At 71.8% G+C, this 17,028-nt stretch carries 10 protein-coding genes; 7 read left to right on the top strand and 3 right to left on the bottom strand.

Going from position 1 to position 17,028, the window contains the following annotated elements; translation table 11 throughout:
- Positions 1–50 precede the first annotated feature (50 nt).
- Positions 51–3,458 (bottom strand): CARDB domain-containing protein, encoded by a 3,408-nt coding sequence (locus tag ACIP4Z_RS02790; RefSeq protein ID WP_401304540.1) that lies wholly within the window; start codon positions 3,456–3,458, stop codon positions 51–53.
- Between the two features lie 544 nt (positions 3,459–4,002).
- On the opposite strand from ACIP4Z_RS02790, the gene ACIP4Z_RS02785 reads away from it, so the two are divergent.
- The 6 genes from ACIP4Z_RS02785 (at position 4,003) to obgE (ending at position 13,347) form a co-directional block, all read left to right on the top strand.
- Positions 4,003–5,274: a hypothetical protein gene (locus tag ACIP4Z_RS02785; protein WP_401304538.1), complete on the top strand. Its 1,272-nt coding sequence runs from the start codon at positions 4,003–4,005 to the stop codon at positions 5,272–5,274.
- Positions 5,275–5,490: 216 nt separating this feature from the next.
- On the top strand, positions 5,491–6,273 hold the full coding sequence (locus ACIP4Z_RS02780; RefSeq protein ID WP_401304535.1) for a TIGR03936 family radical SAM-associated protein: 783 nt from the start codon (positions 5,491–5,493) through the stop codon (positions 6,271–6,273).
- Positions 6,274–6,489: 216 nt separating this feature from the next.
- A complete protein-coding gene (locus ACIP4Z_RS02775) occupies positions 6,490–10,695 on the top strand; it encodes a ribonuclease E/G (RefSeq protein ID WP_401304532.1) in 4,206 nt (1,401 codons plus the stop codon).
- Positions 10,696–11,146: 451 nt separating this feature from the next.
- Positions 11,147–11,467 (top strand): 50S ribosomal protein L21, encoded by a 321-nt coding sequence (rplU, locus tag ACIP4Z_RS02770; RefSeq protein WP_355348975.1) that lies wholly within the window; start codon positions 11,147–11,149, stop codon positions 11,465–11,467.
- 14 nt (positions 11,468–11,481) lie between these two features.
- A complete protein-coding gene (gene rpmA, locus ACIP4Z_RS02765; RefSeq protein WP_031514533.1) occupies positions 11,482–11,736 on the top strand; it encodes a 50S ribosomal protein L27 in 255 nt (84 codons plus the stop codon).
- A 168-nt stretch (positions 11,737–11,904) separates the two neighbouring features.
- Positions 11,905–13,347, top strand: a complete 1,443-nt coding sequence (obgE, locus tag ACIP4Z_RS02760) for a GTPase ObgE (protein WP_355348971.1) — start codon at positions 11,905–11,907, stop codon at positions 13,345–13,347.
- A 42-nt stretch (positions 13,348–13,389) separates the two neighbouring features.
- Here the strand turns inward: obgE and ACIP4Z_RS02755 are convergent, their stop codons facing one another.
- Both ACIP4Z_RS02755 and ACIP4Z_RS02750 read right to left on the bottom strand, forming a co-directional pair.
- Positions 13,390–13,833 carry a GtrA family protein gene (locus ACIP4Z_RS02755; RefSeq protein WP_355348968.1) on the bottom strand — a complete coding sequence of 148 codons (444 nt, stop codon included), beginning with the start codon at positions 13,831–13,833 and terminating at the stop codon, positions 13,390–13,392.
- Entirely contained in the window at positions 13,830–14,825 is a 996-nt protein-coding gene (locus ACIP4Z_RS02750; protein WP_355348965.1) for a glycosyltransferase family 2 protein, read from the bottom strand. Before ACIP4Z_RS02750 ends, ACIP4Z_RS02755 begins: the two co-directional genes overlap by 4 nt.
- A 438-nt stretch (positions 14,826–15,263) precedes the next feature.
- Here ACIP4Z_RS02750 and ACIP4Z_RS02745 point away from each other — a divergent pair, with 438 nt between their 5' ends.
- Positions 15,264–17,009 carry a stealth family protein gene (locus ACIP4Z_RS02745; protein WP_355348962.1) on the top strand — a complete coding sequence of 582 codons (1,746 nt, stop codon included), beginning with the start codon at positions 15,264–15,266 and terminating at the stop codon, positions 17,007–17,009.
- Positions 17,010–17,028: the final 19 nt, after the last annotated feature.

The raw sequence follows: 17,028 nt of genomic DNA, 5'->3' as shown, positions 1-17,028 counted from the left end.
GCAGGACGCGTGCGGGGCCACGGGTTTTTTCGGGGGGCGAGAGCCTTCGGTTACGAGCCGTTGATCACGTACTGCGATCCGGGCTCGATGAGGACGCTGCCGTTGGCGGAGTTGGTGATGGTGACGTGGGACAGATTGGCGCTGCCCCGCGCGCCGCCCTGGGCGCGGATCCCGGCGCCGTTGTTGGACTTGTCGATGGTGACGTTGCTGATGGTGACGCCCGGCATGGCGCCGCCGCCGTTCTTGAACTGGATCCCGTCGTAGGTGGAGTCGGCGATGTCGGTGTCCCGGATGGTGACGCCGGTGATGTCACTGGTGGAGGCGAACAGGGTGATGGCCCCGAACTTCTGCGCCTCGCCCCAGAAGACGCCGCCGCCGCGCTGGATGCCGTTGTTGGCGATCAGCGTCTGGCCGGAGAACGGCAGCGGGTCGTGGTCGGTGGCCAGCATGATCGCCGGGTAGTTCATCGTGTCGTAGACGAGGTTGTTCTCGATGGTGTTGCCGTAACCGCCGTAGATCGCCAGGCCGTTGGCGCGCCAGGGCAACTGGATGGTGTTGTTCACGAAGTGGTTGTCGTGCGCGATGTCGACGGACTGGTCCTTGACGTACTTGTTGGCCCAGACCGCGAGCGAGTCGTCGCCCGTGGTGCGGAAGGAGGAGTTGAACACCTTCGAATTGCGGGTGCCGTTGGTGAAGTTGATGCCGTCGGCGTAGGTGTCGCGGATGCGCATCCCGCTGAATTCGAGGCCGTCCGCCGGTCCCCACAGGGCGGGGATGTTGTCGTAGTCGCGGCCGACCCAGACACCGACGTTGGCGTGCTCGATCCACACGTTGCTGATCTTGGTGTTCTTGCCGAACCGGCCGTTGAGGCCCACGCCGCCCTCGGCGTTGCCGTCACCGCCGCGGATGCGGCCGGAGCCGAAGATCGCGATGTCGGAGATCTGCGTGTTGTTGTCGATGTCGAAGCCGAAGTTGCCCTCGTGCGGGTGGTTGATGCTGCCCACGGCGTCCTGCGGCTGGATCAGCGAGTAGAGCTGCGAGTACCACATGCCCGCGCCGCGGATCGTGACGTTGCTGATGCCGACCTGGTTGTACTGGCCGCGGTGCAGCGGGTCCTCGGTGAGGATCTTCTTCTCCTGGCGCCACTGGCCCGCCGGGATCCACACGCAGTTGATGAGGCCGTTCTGGTTGGCGGTCACGGCCCGCTGGATCGCGGCGGTGTCCTCGATCCCGTCGTCCGGGATCGCGCCGTACTCGGTGATCGACGTGCACTCGGCGGGCTTGGCCTTCGGCGGCGCCACCTGCTCCAGGTCGATCAGGTCGATGACGTAGAACGACGCCGTGTCGGTCGCGTCCCGCTGGAGGCGGAATTTGGTGCCCACCGGATACGTCGTCGACAGCAGCGCGTTGGACTCGTCGAACAGCCGACGGGCGTCCGCCTGCGGCGAGTTGGTCAGCGCCTCGGGGCCGTCGGTGTCGCCGTACAGCCAACTGTGCTTCGAGGACAGGGTGATCTTCCGGTTGAACGTGTTGTTGATGTAGAGGCTGATCGTGGCCTCGATGCCGCCGCCGTTCGCGGCGTCGGGGATCGAGTTGCGCACCACGATCGAGTTGGTCGGGTTGGTGGAGGTGAACTCCACGAACTGACCGGTGGTGTTCAGCCGTACCGACTTGCGGCCCGAGGACTCGGTCGCGAAGTTGGTGTGGCCGAAGGTGCGCAGCGGGTCGGTCTCCAGGAGCGTGCCCTGGTAGGTGGCGGCCTCGGCCTCGTACTCGGTGTACGGGACGGCGGCGCCGCGCCCGACCACGATCGAGCGGGAGAAGGTGTTGTTGGTCTCGTTGGTCTCGGCGACGACGTTGGTGGCGTCCGCGGTCGCGACGAGGGTGGCGCCGCCGCTGGTCGCGGTCCAGGTGCCGGTGACGTTCACGGTGACGGTCGCGCCTGCGGCGATCGCCGGGGTGCTGGTGTCGAGCGTGGTGCCGCCCACGGTGAGGCGGGTGACGGTGGCGACGCCCGTCGAGGTGGTGCCGCGGTTGTGCACCGAGACGGTGAAGGAGACGGCCGCGCCGACCGCGGGGCTGGCCGGGTTGGAGGTGATGCCGAGCACTTCGAGGTCGGGGCCCGGCGCCTGCGCGACGACCAGCTTCGTCGGTGAGGCGAGGCTGTTGTTGTCCTTGCTCTGCTCGATGACGGTGCCATTGGGGTCGACCACGGCCGAGACGGTGTAACTGCCCACCGCCCGCTTGCCGACGGCGACCTGGACGGTGGCGGACGCACCGGCGGCGAGGGCGGCCACCGGGGCGCTGCCCGCGACGACACCGCCGACGCTGACATTGACGGTGGTCGCGGGCGACGCGGCGCTGCCGATGTTCTTCACGGTGGCGCTGACGTTCACGGTGTCGGTCTCGACCGGGGCGGTCGGGGTCCACGACAGCGCGGTGACGGTCAGGTCGGGGTTGGGCGCGGGTACGCCGATGACCTGCACCTCGGCGACCTGGCCGCCCGGGGCGCCGGAGTTGGAGAAGAACCCGAGCTGGAGGTCGGCGGCCCGGCCGGTGACCGGGATGGTCACGGTGTTCTGGTTGCTCGACGGGCTGAACGCGTAGTCGGCCCTGGCCTTCAGCGAGGTGAAGCCGGTCGCGCTCTGGCCGCGCCCAAGCACCTGGATGTTCTGCGTGCGCGGACCCCACGCGGCGTCGGGGTTGAGCTTGACGACGACGGAGGTGATGTCGGCGTCGGAGCCGAGCTTGACCGTCAGCGTCGACGGGAAGCCGTTGGACTCCCAGTAGCTGCCGACCTGGCCGTCGTTGGCGTTGGACGCGACGAAGGACTGGGCCGTCGAGGACGCCTCGATCGGCTTGCCGCGCGCCAGGTCCTTGCCCGTGCCGTCACCGGGGCCGGGATCGCCGGGGCCGGGGCCGCCGGGGTCGGTGACCGTCGTGCCGTGGATCTCCAGCTCGGATATCTGCGCGGCCGGCCACGCGGTGTTGGCCGTGATGTTCAGCCGTACGTAGCGGACCGTCGCGGCGCTGAAGTCGACCGTCACGGTGTTGGCGGAAGCCGGGTTGAAGGTGCGGCCCTGCGCGGCGGACAGCGTGCTGAAGGCGGCGCCGTCGGTGCTGCCCTGCACCGCGATGGTCTCGGTGCGCGCCTCCCAGCCGGCCGGCAGCTTGAGCACCACCTGGTCGACGGCGGCACCGCTGCCGCCGAGGTCGACCTGCACCCACTGCGGGAAGGTGTTGTTCGGCCCTTCCCAGTACGTGCCCTGGTTGCCGTCGGTGACCGCGGAGGCGGGGTATCCGCCCACCGCGCCGCTCGACGAAGCGGCCTTCCCCGAGGCGAGGTTGGGCCGGTCGGCCGCGGCGGCGGCCCCGGACAGTGGCAGGAGCCCGATGGCGATCAGACCGGCGGTGACCAGGCCGGTGATCAGCCGACGGCTGAGCTGTTTCCGTTTCATGTGTCCTCTGTTCAGTCGGAACGAGAGAGCGCGGACGACGCGCGGGACGCGCGGGGTTCGCAGGACGCGAGGCGGCTCCTGCCGTGAAGTTGCATACAGATGTGAAGAATTGAGAGAGCATTGACCAGCTTTTTGCGAGTCACATGTTGCGATCGTGTCACCGGCTTGTCAACGGTTTACGCACGTCATTCGATTTGTTGACAAGACCCGCGCATCCCCAACACATGCGCGCCGCCGCCGACTTGACGGGGCGGGACCTGCGCAAGGCCCCTGGCCCGCGCCGTGGCGGAGCGTTTTCGCGCGGTGCCGCGAGCCGCGCTTCGAGGCGTGCGTGGAGCCGTACTCGCAGAAGTGCTCGCCGGAGTACGTCGAGCCGCGCTCCGGCCCGTGTGCGCGGCCGTGCCACGCGGCCGTGTCACGCGGCCGTGTCATGCGCCCGGCCGCCGCCGCGCGACGTCTCCGGGCGGTATCCGCCGGGTGCCGATCCGGCTGCGGACACCGCGCGGTACGCCAACCCGCCAAGCCCTGCGGGTAGGTTCACCGCATGGCTCTGGAACACCCGCGGGGGAGCGGCGACGGCTGCCTGACCGTCGCCATACGTATGCCGGTCCGTCTTGTCGCCTTCGCCGTCGTGCTGCCGCTGCGCCTGCTCTGGGACGCGCTCGCGACGGCCGGGCGCGCGACCTCGGCCGGACTGCGCTGGACATGGCGCCGCCTGCTGCTCCCGCCGCTGCGGGTCCTCGGCGCCGCGCTCGCCTGGGCGGTGCGCACCCTGGTGGTGATCCCGGCCGTCTTCCTGACCCGCTACCTGGTCGTGGTCCCGCTCGTCGCCCTGTGGCGGTACGTGCTCGTACCGCTCGGCCACGCCGCCGCCTGGACACTGCGCATGCTCGGCGCCGGCACGGGACTGCTCGCGCACTGGCTGCTCGTCGTCCCCCTGACCGCCCTCTACACGTACGTCCTCGCGCCCGTCGGCCGCGCCGTCCGCTGGACGCTGCTGACCCTCGGTGCGGGCCTGGGCGCGGGCGCCTCCTGGCTCGGCCACTACCTCCTCGCCGTGCCCGCCCGCTGGCTCTGGCACTCCCTCCTGGTGCCCGTCGCCCTCGCACTCGCCGCGGCTGTCGTCTTCTTCGTGCGGTACGCGCTGGTGTGGCCGCTGGCCGCGCTGTGGCGGTACGTGCTCACGCCGGTCGGCCGCGGCCTCGCGTGGACGCTGCGGATGACGTGGCTCGGCCTGCTCTGGCTGGTCAGAACCTTGGTCGTGCTGCCGGTCGGCTTCGTGTGGCGGCGCGTCGTCGTCCCCGTCGCACGCGAGATCGGCGCGGCGCTCGGCCACGCCTGGCGGGTGACCGGCTATGTCTCGCGCGCCGTCGGCCGCGGCGTCGCGTGGCTGGCCCGCGTGCTGATCGCGGTCCCCGCCGCCTGGGTCTGGAGCCGGACCGGCGCTCCCGCACTGCGCGCCGTACGGGCCGCGGGCCGCTGGTACCGGCGCGCGGTCCGGCAGCCGGTCAAGGACGCGGTCGCCGACGCCCGCCGCTCGCTGCGCGAGTTGCGCGCCGAGACCCGCAGGGCGCTCTTCGGCGATCCGGTCGGCGCCGCCGAGCGGCGGCTGCCGCCGCGGCGGGCCGGGTACGAGCCGGGGGCGTTCGGTCCGGCACCGGCGACGGACGCGGCCGACGTATCAGAGGCGCCCGATCCCGCCGACGCGCTGGTGGCGAGCGCGCACGCCACGCAAGCGCTGCCCCGGCCGGCGGCCCGCCACCGTAAGCAGCCCGGCCCCGACCTCGCCAAGCGGCGTCCGCCGACCCACCGCTGAGCGGGGGACCGGCACCGGTTCAGGGCGTTCCCCCGAGACTGTCGACCCCGGGTTGTCCACAGGGCGGGGGTCACCCGTCAACAGCAACGCGCGACGCGGCGTAACCTTGTGAAAGACAAGCGGGCCCGGTGACGGGCTCCCGGGACACGAGTACGCACGAGGGACTGAACGACACTGGGCAAGCGACAGCCCGAAGGTCCGCCGCCCGCACCGGCGGTGCAGCGCATTCGACTGCGCTACACCAAGCGTGGCCGCCTCCGGTTCACCAGCCACCGCGACTTCCAGCGCGCCTTCGAGCGGGCCCTGCGCCGCGCCGAGGTGCCGATGGCGTACTCGGCGGGCTTCACCCCGCACCCCAAGGTGTCGTACGCCAACGCCGCACCCACCGGCGTCGGCAGCGAGGCGGAGTATCTGGAGATCGCCCTCGCGCGCAGCGTCGACCCGGAGAAGCTGCGGCTGCTGCTCGACGAGTCGCTGCCCGCGGGACTCGACGTCATCGAGGCGGTCGAGGCCCGGACCTCGGGACTCGCCGAACGCCTCGAGGCGTCCGTCTGGCAGGTCAGGCTCGACGGTGTCGACCCGGCCGAGGCACGACAGGCCGTCGCGGCGTTCCTCGCCGCGGAGATCGTGGAAGTACAGCGCAAGACGAAGAACGGCATCCGCACGTTCGACACCCGCGGCGCCGTCACGCGCCTGGAAGTCGTGGACGACACGCCGGACAACGGCGCCGGGCACGACGCGGACATGTCCGAACAGGGTGCCGATAGGCCGCAGGACCGCGCCTGTGCGATACTGCGGCTGGTTGTACGGCACCTGACACCTGCCGTACGGCCCGACGACGTACTGTCCGGCCTCCATGCGACGGCCGACCTCGCGCCGCCGGTCCCCGCAGCGGTGACCAGGCTGGCGCAGGGGCCGCTCGACGAGGAGTCCGGCACGGTCACCGACCCGCTCGCGCATGATCGCGACGCTGTGACGGTACCTGCCGGGTCCGCGTAGCCACGTCGTCACGCGTCGCCGACGCACCAGGGAGCCACCCGGGTCCGGCGCCGCAGACCACATGAGACTTTCGTCGACCCGCCGACGCGGTGCCGACGAGCGACACAGCAGCTCCCGTGCGGCGCCCGCGCCCCCGGACAGCGGCACCGCGACCAAGCGGCCCGCCGCACCGGACATGGACGCGGCGCCCGGGAGCTCGACGGGAGCATTGCCCGAATGCACGACCAGACCGACTCCAACGAACCCACCCCCACATCCGAGCCCGCCGCCGAGGCCGCGCCGCCGCGCCGCCGCCGGGCCGCCTCCCGCCCCGCGGGCCCCCCGACCGACGCCGCCGGCGGCTCCGCCCCCGCCGAGCCCGCGGCCCAGGCCCCGGCTCCGGCCTCCGACGACGCCTCCGCGTCCGAGGCGGCCGCCCCGCCGCGCGCTCGTCGTCGCGCCACCCGCAAGGTCGCGGCCCCGGCCGTGACCGCCGGTGACGAGGCCGCCTCCGACGCCGCCACGGCCGCCCCCATGAGTTCCGAGACCGCCGAGAGCCTGGCTCCGGCCTCCGATGACGCCTCCGCGTCCGAGGCGGCCGCCCCGCCGCGCGCTCGCCGTCGCGCCACGCGCAAGGTGGCCGCCCCGGCCGCGTCCACCGCCGACGAGACCGCTGCGGGCGATGCCCCTGACGGCGGTACGGACACCGCTGCGGCGTCCGGCTCCGCCGCTGACGACACCGCCGCCTCCGACGAGGCCCCCGCCGCGCCGCCGCGCGCTCGCCGCCGGGCCACGCGCAAGGTGGCGGCCCCGGCCGCCTCGACGGCGGACGAGACCGCCTCGGGCGATGCCCCTGACGGCGGTACGCCCGCCCCGGCGACCGCCGAGCCCGCCGCCGCCGAGGCCCCCGCTGGGGACGCGGCCCCGCCGCGCGCCCGCCGTCGCGCCACGCGCAAGGTGGCCGCCCCGGCCGCCTCCACCGCCGACGAGACCGCTGCGGGCGATGCCCCTGACGGCGGTACGCCCGACGCGGTGACCGCCGAGCCCGCCGCCGAGGCCCCCGCCGCCGCCGAGGCCCCCGCCGGGGACGCGGCCCCGCCGCGTGCCCGCCGCCGTGCCACGCGCAAGGTGGCCGCGCCCGCCGAGGCGCCCGCCGCCGACGGCACCGCGGGCGAGATCGCCGAGGCCCCCGCACCCGCGGCGCCCGTGGCGCCGCCCGCCCCGGCCGCCGAGCCGGAGCCGCGCGCCCGGCGGTCGCGCAAGCGCACGGCCGGAGCCCCTGCGGCGACGTTCTCCGCGGGCGACGGCTCCCGGCGGCTGAAGCCGGGCGCGCTGGCACCGCGGGACGAGGCCGAGGCCGAGAGCGACACCGTCACCGCCAGTGCGCACGACACGCCGGAAGAGCGCTTCGAGTACACCGGGAAGGCGCTCCAGGACGGCGACGAGTGGAACGTCGAGGTCGACGACGCGTACGAGATCCGCGGCTACGGCCAGACGGTCGAGGAGGCGAACGCCAACGCGGTGGCCGCCCTCGCCGAGGCGTTCGGCATCCCCGTCGCGTCCATCACCCTTGAGGTCAGGACCGAGGAGCGCCCGGCGCGCGGACGCCGCAGGGCGTCGCGTCCGCCGACGGCCGTCTTCCAGCCGCCGGTCTTCCAGGCGCCCACGGCCGAGCCCGTGGCGGCCGGCGCCGTCGCGGAGGAGCCCGCCGTCGCCGACGAGGACGAGACCGAGGAGCGGGACAGCGGCCCGCGCCGCCGTCGCCGTCGCCGTGGCGGCTCCGCCGCGGAGCCGGTGACCGCCGAGGCGGCCACCGCCGTGGACGTGGACGAGGCCGACCCCGACGCGGACGACGAGCAGGACAACGACGCGGACGCCGACGGCGAGCACGACGGCGATGACCGCCCGTCTCGCCGTCGCCGCCGCGGCGGTCGCCGCCGTCGCCGGGGCGAGTCCAGCGAGCACGAGGACACCGCCTCCTCCGACGACGAGGACGAGTCGTCCGAGGGCGACGACGAGGAGGACTCCGCCGACGAGTCGGCGCACGACGACGACCACGGCTCGGGTTCCAGCACCAGCCGTCGCCGCAGGCGCCGTCGCCGTCGCGGTTCCGACTCCGGCGCCGACGACTCCGCCAACGGCGGCGACGACCCGGAGCGCACGGTCGTCAAGGTCCGCGAGCCGCGCCAGAAGTCGGAGTCCGGTGGCGGCACCGGCGCCGACGAGGTGCAGTCCATCAAGGGCTCCACGCGCCTGGAGGCCAAGAAGCAGCGCCGCCGGGAGGGCCGCGAGCAGGGTCGCCGCCGCGTGCCGATCATCACCGAGGCGGAGTTCCTGGCGCGCCGCGAGGCCGTCGAGCGCGTCATGGTGGTCCGGCAGAACGGCGAGCGCACCCAGATCGGCGTGCTGGAGGACAACGTCCTCGTCGAGCACTACGTCAACAAGGAGCAGGCCACCAGCTACGTCGGCAACGTCTACCTGGGCAAGGTGCAGAACGTGCTGCCGTCCATGGAGGCCGCGTTCGTCGACATCGGCAAGGGCCGCAACGCCGTCCTGTACGCGGGCGAGGTCAACTTCGAGGCGCTCGGCATGGGCAACGGCCCGCGCCGTATCGAGTCCGCGCTCAAGTCCGGCCAGCCGGTCCTCGTCCAGGTGACGAAGGACCCGATCGGCCACAAGGGCGCCCGCCTGACCAGCCAGGTCTCGCTGCCCGGCCGCTACCTGGTGTACGTGCCCGAGGGCTCGATGACCGGCATCAGCCGCAAGCTCCCCGACACCGAGCGGGCCCGGCTGAAGACCATCCTCAAGAAGATCGTCCCCGAGGACGCGGGCGTCATCGTCCGCACCGCCGCGGAGGGCGCCAGCGAGGACGAGCTGCGCCGCGACGTCGAACGCCTCCAGGCACAGTGGGAGGACATCCAGAAGAAGGCCAAGAGCGGCAACGCGCCGACGCTGCTCTACGGCGAGCCGGACATGACCGTCCGCGTCGTCCGCGACATCTTCAACGAGGACTTCTCGAAGGTCATCGTCAGCGGTGACGAGGCGTGGAGCACGATCCACGAGTACGTCACCCACGTCGCGCCCGACCTGGCGGACCGGCTGTCGCGCTGGACCTCGGAGATCGACGTCTTCGCGACGTACCGCATCGACGAGCAGCTTCTGAAGGCGCTGGACCGCAAGGTGTGGCTGCCGTCCGGCGGTTCGCTGGTGATCGACAAGACCGAGGCGATGGTCGTGGTCGACGTCAACACCGGCAAGTTCACCGGGCAGGGCGGCAACCTGGAGGAGACCGTCACCCGCAACAACCTGGAGGCGGCCGAGGAGATCGTCCGCCAGCTCAGGCTGCGGGACCTCGGCGGCATCGTCGTCATCGACTTCATCGACATGGTCCTGGAGTCCAACCGCGACCTGGTCATGCGGCGGCTGCTGGAGTGCCTGGGCCGGGACCGGACCAAGCACCAGGTGGCCGAGGTCACCTCGCTCGGCCTGGTGCAGATGACCCGCAAGCGGGTCGGCCAGGGCCTGCTGGAGTCCTTCTCCGAGACCTGCGTGCACTGCAACGGGCGCGGCGTCATCGTCCACATGGACCAGGCGACCACCACCGGCGGTGGCGGCGGCAAGCGCAAGCGGCGCGGCAAGTCCGGCAACGGCGGCGCGGCGGGCGACGGTCACGACCACGAGCACGAGAACGAGCACGTGCTGGAGGCAGACGCGGACGACGCCGACTCGGTCGACTCGGCCGACGAACTGCCCGAGCTGGAGCCGATCGAGGTCGGCGAGGCCGAGTTGGTGCCGACCGTCGGCGACCCCGAGGAGGAGTGGTTCGGCACCGCGGCCGAGGCCGAGGCCGCCGCCCACGGCAGCCGCGGCCGCTCCCGGCGGCGCGGCGCCCGTAAGGCCACCTCGCCCGCGGGCGCGCCGCCCGCGGCCGACCACGAGCCGGAACCGGCCGTCGTGGTCGTCCCGGTCAGCGAGCCCGTCATCGAGCAGGCGCCGACCGTCGAGCCCGAGGTCTCCACGGAGCCCCCGGCCCGCGCCCGTCGTCGCGCCACCCGCAAGGTGACGGCTCCCGCCGGGTCTCCCGCGGTCTCCGAGGACGCCGCCGTCGTGGTCGTCCCCGCCGAGGCCCCCACGGCCCCGGTCGAGGCCGCGCCCGAGCCCGAGGTCTCCACGGAGCCCCCGGCGCGCGCCCGTCGTCGTGCCACGCGCAAGGTGACGGCTCCCGCCGGGTCGCCTTCGGGCGCCGACGACGCGGCTGTCGTGGTCGTCCCGGCCGAGGCACCGGCCGCCGATGCCGCTGACGCGGAGCCCAAGAAGCGGGCGCCGCGCAAGGCCGCCACGAAGAAGGCTGCCGCCAAGAAGACGGCGACGAAGAAGGTCGCGGCCAAGAAGACGACCACGAAGAAGGCTGCCGCCAAGAAGTCGGCCGCGCCCTCCGAGTAGTCCGGCCCCGCGTGGCCCGCGCCCTGCCCCGGGCGCGGGCCACGCGCGTCCACCCTGCGGGTGGGCTGTGCCCCGCCGGGGGCGCGGGGGAACTGCGCGCTCGGCCACCGGTGGTGGCGCGGCCCAGGAACCGGCCCCAGCGGGGCAGATGCGGTGGTCTTCTGGCTGACAGCCCGGCGGGGGCCGGCCGCGCAGTTCCCCGCGCCCCTAAAAACATGCCCTTGCGCGATGGCAGCGCACTTTGCCGGTGCCGTGACGGGGCGCGCGACCGTTCACGGGTGCGGGAGGGCGGATTTGACCGGGCCGGAGGCCCTCCGTAGTCTTGACCTTCGGCGTTTGTGCGCCCACTTCTGAGCAAATCCCTCCCGGTCCGCCGGGAGAGGCCCCCCGCGCACCATCGGGACGGCTGGCATCAGGGGTCCGATTTCAAGAGCGAGAGAGTGAGATCCGCGTGTACGCAATCGTGCGTAGCGGTGGTCGTCAGCACAAGGTGGCTGTCGGCGACATCGTTGAGGTTGACAAGATTCCCACGGGCAAGGTGGGCGACGCGATCGAGCTCTCGACGCTGCTCGTCGTCGACGGCGACGCCGTCACCAGCGACCCGTGGGTGCTGGCCGGTGTCAAGGTCGAGGCCGAGATCGTGGACCACCACAAGGGCCAGAAGATCGACATCCTGCGCTACAAGAACAAGACCGGCTACCGCCGTCGCCAGGGTCACCGCCAGCAGTACACGGCGCTGAAGATCACCGGCATCCCCACGGCTGCGAAGTAAGGGACTGAGGAGAGATGGCACACAAGAAGGGCGCATCGTCCACTCGGAACGGTCGCGACTCCAACGCTCAGCGGCTCGGCGTCAAGCGCTTCGGCGGCCAGGTCGTCAACGCCGGTGAGATCATCGTCCGCCAGCGCGGCACGCACTTCCACCCCGGCTCCGGCGTCGGCATCGGCAAGGACGACACGCTGTTCGCCCTCTCCGCCGGTGCGGTCGAGTTCGGCACCAAGCGTGGGCGTCGTGTAGTGAACATCGTTCCGGCCGCCTGATCCAGGCACCGTAGAGCGACACAGTTTCACCTCCGAGGGCGGACCTCGCTTCCCGACCAGGGAAGCGGGGCCGCCCTCGGCGTGTTACGTCTTGGAACGCGTGAAAGCGCGCGTACCGCACCACCCCGTGCACATCCGCACCACCCCGTACGTATCTGGAGGAATGCCATGACCACCTTCGTGGACCGCGTCGAGCTGCATGTCGCCGCGGGTAACGGAGGCCACGGCTGCGCCTCCGTTCACCGGGAGAAGTTCAAGCCGCTGGGCGGCCCCGACGGCGGGAACGGCGGCCGGGGCGGCGACGTGATCCTCGTCGTCGACCAGGACGTCACGACGCTGCTCGACTACCACCACAGCCCGCACCGCAAGGCGACCAACGGCAAGCCCGGCGAGGGCGGCAACCGGTCGGGCAAGGAGGGTACGGACCTGGTGCTGCCGGTGCCCGACGGCACGGTGGTGCAGGACAAGGACGGCAATGTGCTGGCCGACCTCGTCGGCCAGGGCACCACCTTCATCGCGGGCCAGGGCGGTCGCGGCGGCCTCGGCAACGCGGCGCTGGCCTCGGCCCGCCGCAAGGCGCCCGGCTTCGCGCTGCTCGGCGAGCCCGGTGTGGCGCGGGACATCGTCCTGGAACTGAAGACGGTCGCGGACGTGGCGCTGGTCGGCTACCCGAGCGCGGGCAAGTCCTCGCTGATCTCGGTGCTGTCGGCCGCCAAGCCGAAGATCGCCGACTACCCGTTCACCACGCTGGTGCCCAACCTCGGTGTGGTGACGGCCGGTTCGACCGTCTACACGATCGCGGACGTACCGGGTCTGATCCCCGGCGCCAGCCAGGGCAAGGGCCTCGGCCTGGAGTTCCTGCGGCACGTCGAGCGCTGCTCGGTGCTCGTGCACGTGCTGGACACCGCGACGCTGGAGTCCGACCGCGACCCCGCCAGCGACCTCGACATCATTGAAGAGGAACTGCGGGCGTACGGCGGCGGGTTGGAGGACCGGCCGCGGCTGATCGTGCTCAACAAGATCGACGTGCCCGACGGGCGCGACCTCGCCGAGATCATCAGGCCGGAGCTGGAGAGCCGCGGCTACCAGGTCTTCGAGGTGTCGGCCGTCTCCCACGAGGGGCTGCGCGAGCTGTCGTTCGCCCTGGCGAAGATCGTCGCCGAGACGCGGGCCGCCAAGCCGGTGGAGGAGTCCACCCGCGTCGTCATCCGCCCGCAGGCCGTCGACGACGCCGGGTTCACCGTCACCCACGACGGCGAGAGCCTGTACCGCGTGCACGGCGAGAAGCCCGAACGCTGGGTCCGCCAGACCGACTTCTCCAACGACGAGGCCGTCGGCTACCTCGCCGACCGCCTCAACCGCCTCGGCGTCGAGGACGCCCTCCTCAAGGCCGGCGCCAACGCCGGCGACGCCGTCGCCATCGGCCCCGACGAGGACGCCGTCGTCTTCGACTGGGAGCCCAGCATGGCCGCCGGCGCCGAAATGCTCGGCCGCCGCGGCGAGGACCACCGTTTCGACGCCCCCCGCGCCGCCGTCACCCGCCGCCGCGACAAGCAGGCCGAGCGGGACGACGCCGAAGAGGAGTACCACGGCTTCGACCCGTTCAAGTAAACGCGCGACCGGCCCCCTGGGAAGGGGGCCGGTCGGGGTGGGTCAGGCGTCCGCGTGGGCCGGGGAGGGGCGGTTCGGGTCGGGCTCGGCGAGCGCGGACGGCGGGGTGAGAATCCGGCGGCTCAGCAGGTAGGTGAAGGGGATGGCGGCTGCCGCGGCGGCCAGCGGGGCGATCTTGTCGTTCATGCCCGCCCACTCCACGAGGGCGTAGACGCCGACGCTCGTGACCACGTAATTGGTCAGGTTGGTCAGCGGGAAGAGCAGGAACTTCCGCCAGGTGGGCCGCGTCCGGTACGTGAAGTACGTGTTCAGGAAGAACGACCCGATCATGCTGAGCACGAACGCCAGGGTGTACGCGGCGAAGTACGGCATCCACGGGTGCAGGGCCAGGTAGAAGCCGTAGAAGGTGGCGGTGTTGACCCCGCCCACGAGGGCGAACCGCACGATCTGGAGCAGTTGCGGTGAGCGGGTGCCGGCCAGGCTCAACGGATCTCCATCCGGGGCAGCGACGCGCTCGTCGGTGCGGCGCCGGCCTGCCGTGCCACCCCGAAGGCCCGCGGCGCGTTCGTCTCCTTGACCAGGAAGTGCGGCCGTCGCTTGGTCTCGTAGTAGATGCGCCCAATGTACTCGCCTATCAACCCCAGCATCAGCATCTGGAGCCCGCCCAGACCGACGACGGCGACGAGCAGCGTCACATAACCGGGCGCGTCGGGCCCCTTGATCATCGCCATGACGGTGACGACCACGGCATACGCCGCCGCGACGGCACTGAGCGCCATTCCCAGATAGATGGCCAGCCGCAACGGCCGGTTGTTGAACGAGATCAGCCCGTCCATGCCGTAATTGATGAGCGCGCCGAAGTGCCACTTCGTCTCGCCCGCCTCCCGCGCGGCATTGCGGTAGTCGAAGGTGACGGTGTCGAAGCCGATCCAGGAGAAAAGGCCCTTGGAGAAGCGGTTGTACTCCGGCATCGCGAGCAGCGCGTCGACCGCGCGCCGCGACAGCAGCCGGAAGTCCCCGACGCCGTCGGTCAGTTCGACGTCCACCCACTTGTTGATCATCCGGTAGTAGAGCCGACTGGCGGCCGTGCGCAGCTTCTTGTCGCCCTCGCGGGTGCGCCGCGCGATCACCTGGTCGTGCCCGGCGCGGTGCAGCTCCAGCATGCGCGCGATCAGCTCCGGCGGGTGCTGGAGGTCGGCGTCCATCACGACCACCGCGTCCCCGGTCGTCTCCTTGAGCCCGGCCAGGATGCCCGCCTCCTTGCCGAAGTTCCGGCTGAAGGACACGTATCGCGTGCTCGCCTCGCGGTTCTCGGCCAGGGCCCGCAGCCGCTCCAGGGTGCGGTCGGAGCTGCCGTCGTCGACGTAGCACAGCTCGTAATCGACGGAGAGCGCCGTGAGGGTCTCCCGGATGCGTACGTCGAAGAGCTCGATCACGGCTTCTTCGTTGTAGCAGGGAACTACGATCGACAGTCGCATGAGATCACTTTCGGCGCCGTACGCGGATGCAGGGCGGATGCGGTGCGGATTCAGGGCGAGCGCTGGGTAAGTGCTGAGTGAGTGCTGGGCGAGTGCGGTCCCGGCGGACGGATCCGCACGTGATCCCGCACGCTCTGCGTCAGCGTAGGACGGCCCGTGGCCCTGCTTTGGGCGCCGAACAAGGCGTCGGGGAAAGTTACGCGAAGCGCCCTTGCTGCTCAATGAAGAATTCACCCAACGATGGGCAACCGAATTCCTGATTCCGCATTACGTGTAACGTCGCGCGCGGCCGGAGTTCCGGACAGGTATACCGCACGCGGCCCCTTGGAGAACGCAAGGCATACTTGAGGTATCGGCCCGGACCACCGTACGGGCCGTCGTCGTACGTCAACGGCCCGCGTCGCGGCGGGCCCCGCAATCGATGAGGAGCCGCCCGCCGTGCGTAATCCCGAGGCACCCCGACTGCTGGGGGTCTACCGACGAGCAGTACCGGAGAGCGCCCGACGGAAGATCGCCTCCCGCGTCGACTCGGACTTGCGCAAGCAGGTGAAGCTGCGCATCGCGGGCGCGACCGCCGCCGCCGAGCGGGCCAGGGCGGCCAGGGTCGGCAAGCGCCACCAGGCGCTGGTGGACCGTCCGGACCGCACGGTGATCACGGTCAACCGCGAGGCGAAGGTCGCGCTGATCGTCCCCGGCGTGACCCCGCTGGCGGCCCGCAGGGCCAACCTCGACGCGGTCCTCGGCTGCCTGTCCGCCGCCGGTCTCGACCACTTCTGCGTACGGGGCCGCTCGCACACCGCCTCGGCCGTGGCCGTCCACGAGAGCGACCGGGAGGCGGTGCTCGCCGCGCTGACCGCGCTGTGCGCCGAGGAGCCCGGCTACGTGACCGCGGTCAAGGGGAACTCCCCGGTGCCCGAGGAGTCGCTGCCGGGCTACGAGCAGCCGTCCTGGCGCCGTCTGGCGGGCGCCGGGGTCTTCCGCCTCACCTGGTACCGCACCGACGAGAGCAAGGGCCTGGCGCTCGGCACCCGCTACGGCTGCGACATCGAGTTCTGGCGCGAGGAGGACGGCGCGCTCGTGGCGCCGCGCCCCGGCAAATTCGCCGAGGCCGTCCCCGCCGACGCCAAGACCGTGCAGGCGCCCGAGGCGTTCTTCACCGACCTCGCGCCGCGCGACACCGGCGCGGGCCCGCGCTTCGAGGTCCGTACCCGCGAGCACTTCGCGATCCACACCACCGACGAGATCCGCTTCCCGGTCGATGTCGTCTACACCTGGGTGGACGGCGCGGACCCGGCGTGGCTGCGCCGCCGCGCGGACTTCACCGGCGCGGCGTACCACGACGAGGCGGCCAACGCGGCGCGCTACCTCAGCCGTGACGAACTGCGGTACTCACTGCGCTCGTTGCACATGTACGCGCCGTGGGTCCGGAAGATCTTCCTGGTCACCGACGACCAGACGCCGTCCTGGCTGAAGACCGAGCACCCCGGCATCGAGGTGGTCAGCCACCGGCAGATCTTCCGCTCGCCCGGCTCGCTGCCGACCTTCAACTCGCACGCCATCGAGAGCCAACTGCACCACATCGAGGGCCTGTCGGAGCACTTCCTGTACTTCAACGACGACGTGCTGCTCGGCAACGAGGTGACGCCGCAGGACTTCTTCCTCGCCAACGGCCTGACGAAGTTCTTCCCCTCACCCGCGCTGGTGCCGCTGGGCGAGAAGACGGAGGCCGACCCGCCGGTCGCGGCGGCCGGGAAGAACAACCGGCGGCTGATCGAGGAGCGCTACGGCGCCGTCCTCGTGCAGAAGATGAAGCACATGCCGCACGCCCTGCGGCGCAGCGTCCTGGACGAGATCGAGGACGAGTTCGCCGCCGAGTACCGGCACACCGAGTCCAGCCACTTCCGCAGCATGGACGACATCTCCGTCGCCTCGTCGCTGCACCACTACTACGCCTTCCACACCAGGCGCGCGATCCCGTCCAACGACCTGCCGTACACCTACCTGGACCTGACCCACCCCTGGACCGAGACCCGGCTCGGCCGGCTGCTCGCCAACCGCGACAAGACCGTCTTCTGCATCAACGACACGGTCTCCACGGAGAACGACGCGACCGGCCAGAAGGACCTGATCACCCCGTTCCTCGACGCGTACTTCCCGGTGCCGAGCCCCTTCGAGAAGGAGTAGCCCGGCACCGGGCGGGCTG

Origin of the sequence: Streptomyces sp. NPDC088910 (assembly GCF_044749865.1) — a bacterium.
In the GTDB taxonomy this organism is placed as follows: Bacteria; Actinomycetota; Actinomycetes; order Streptomycetales; family Streptomycetaceae; genus Actinacidiphila.
This window is presented reverse-complemented; position numbering and strand designations above follow the sequence as displayed.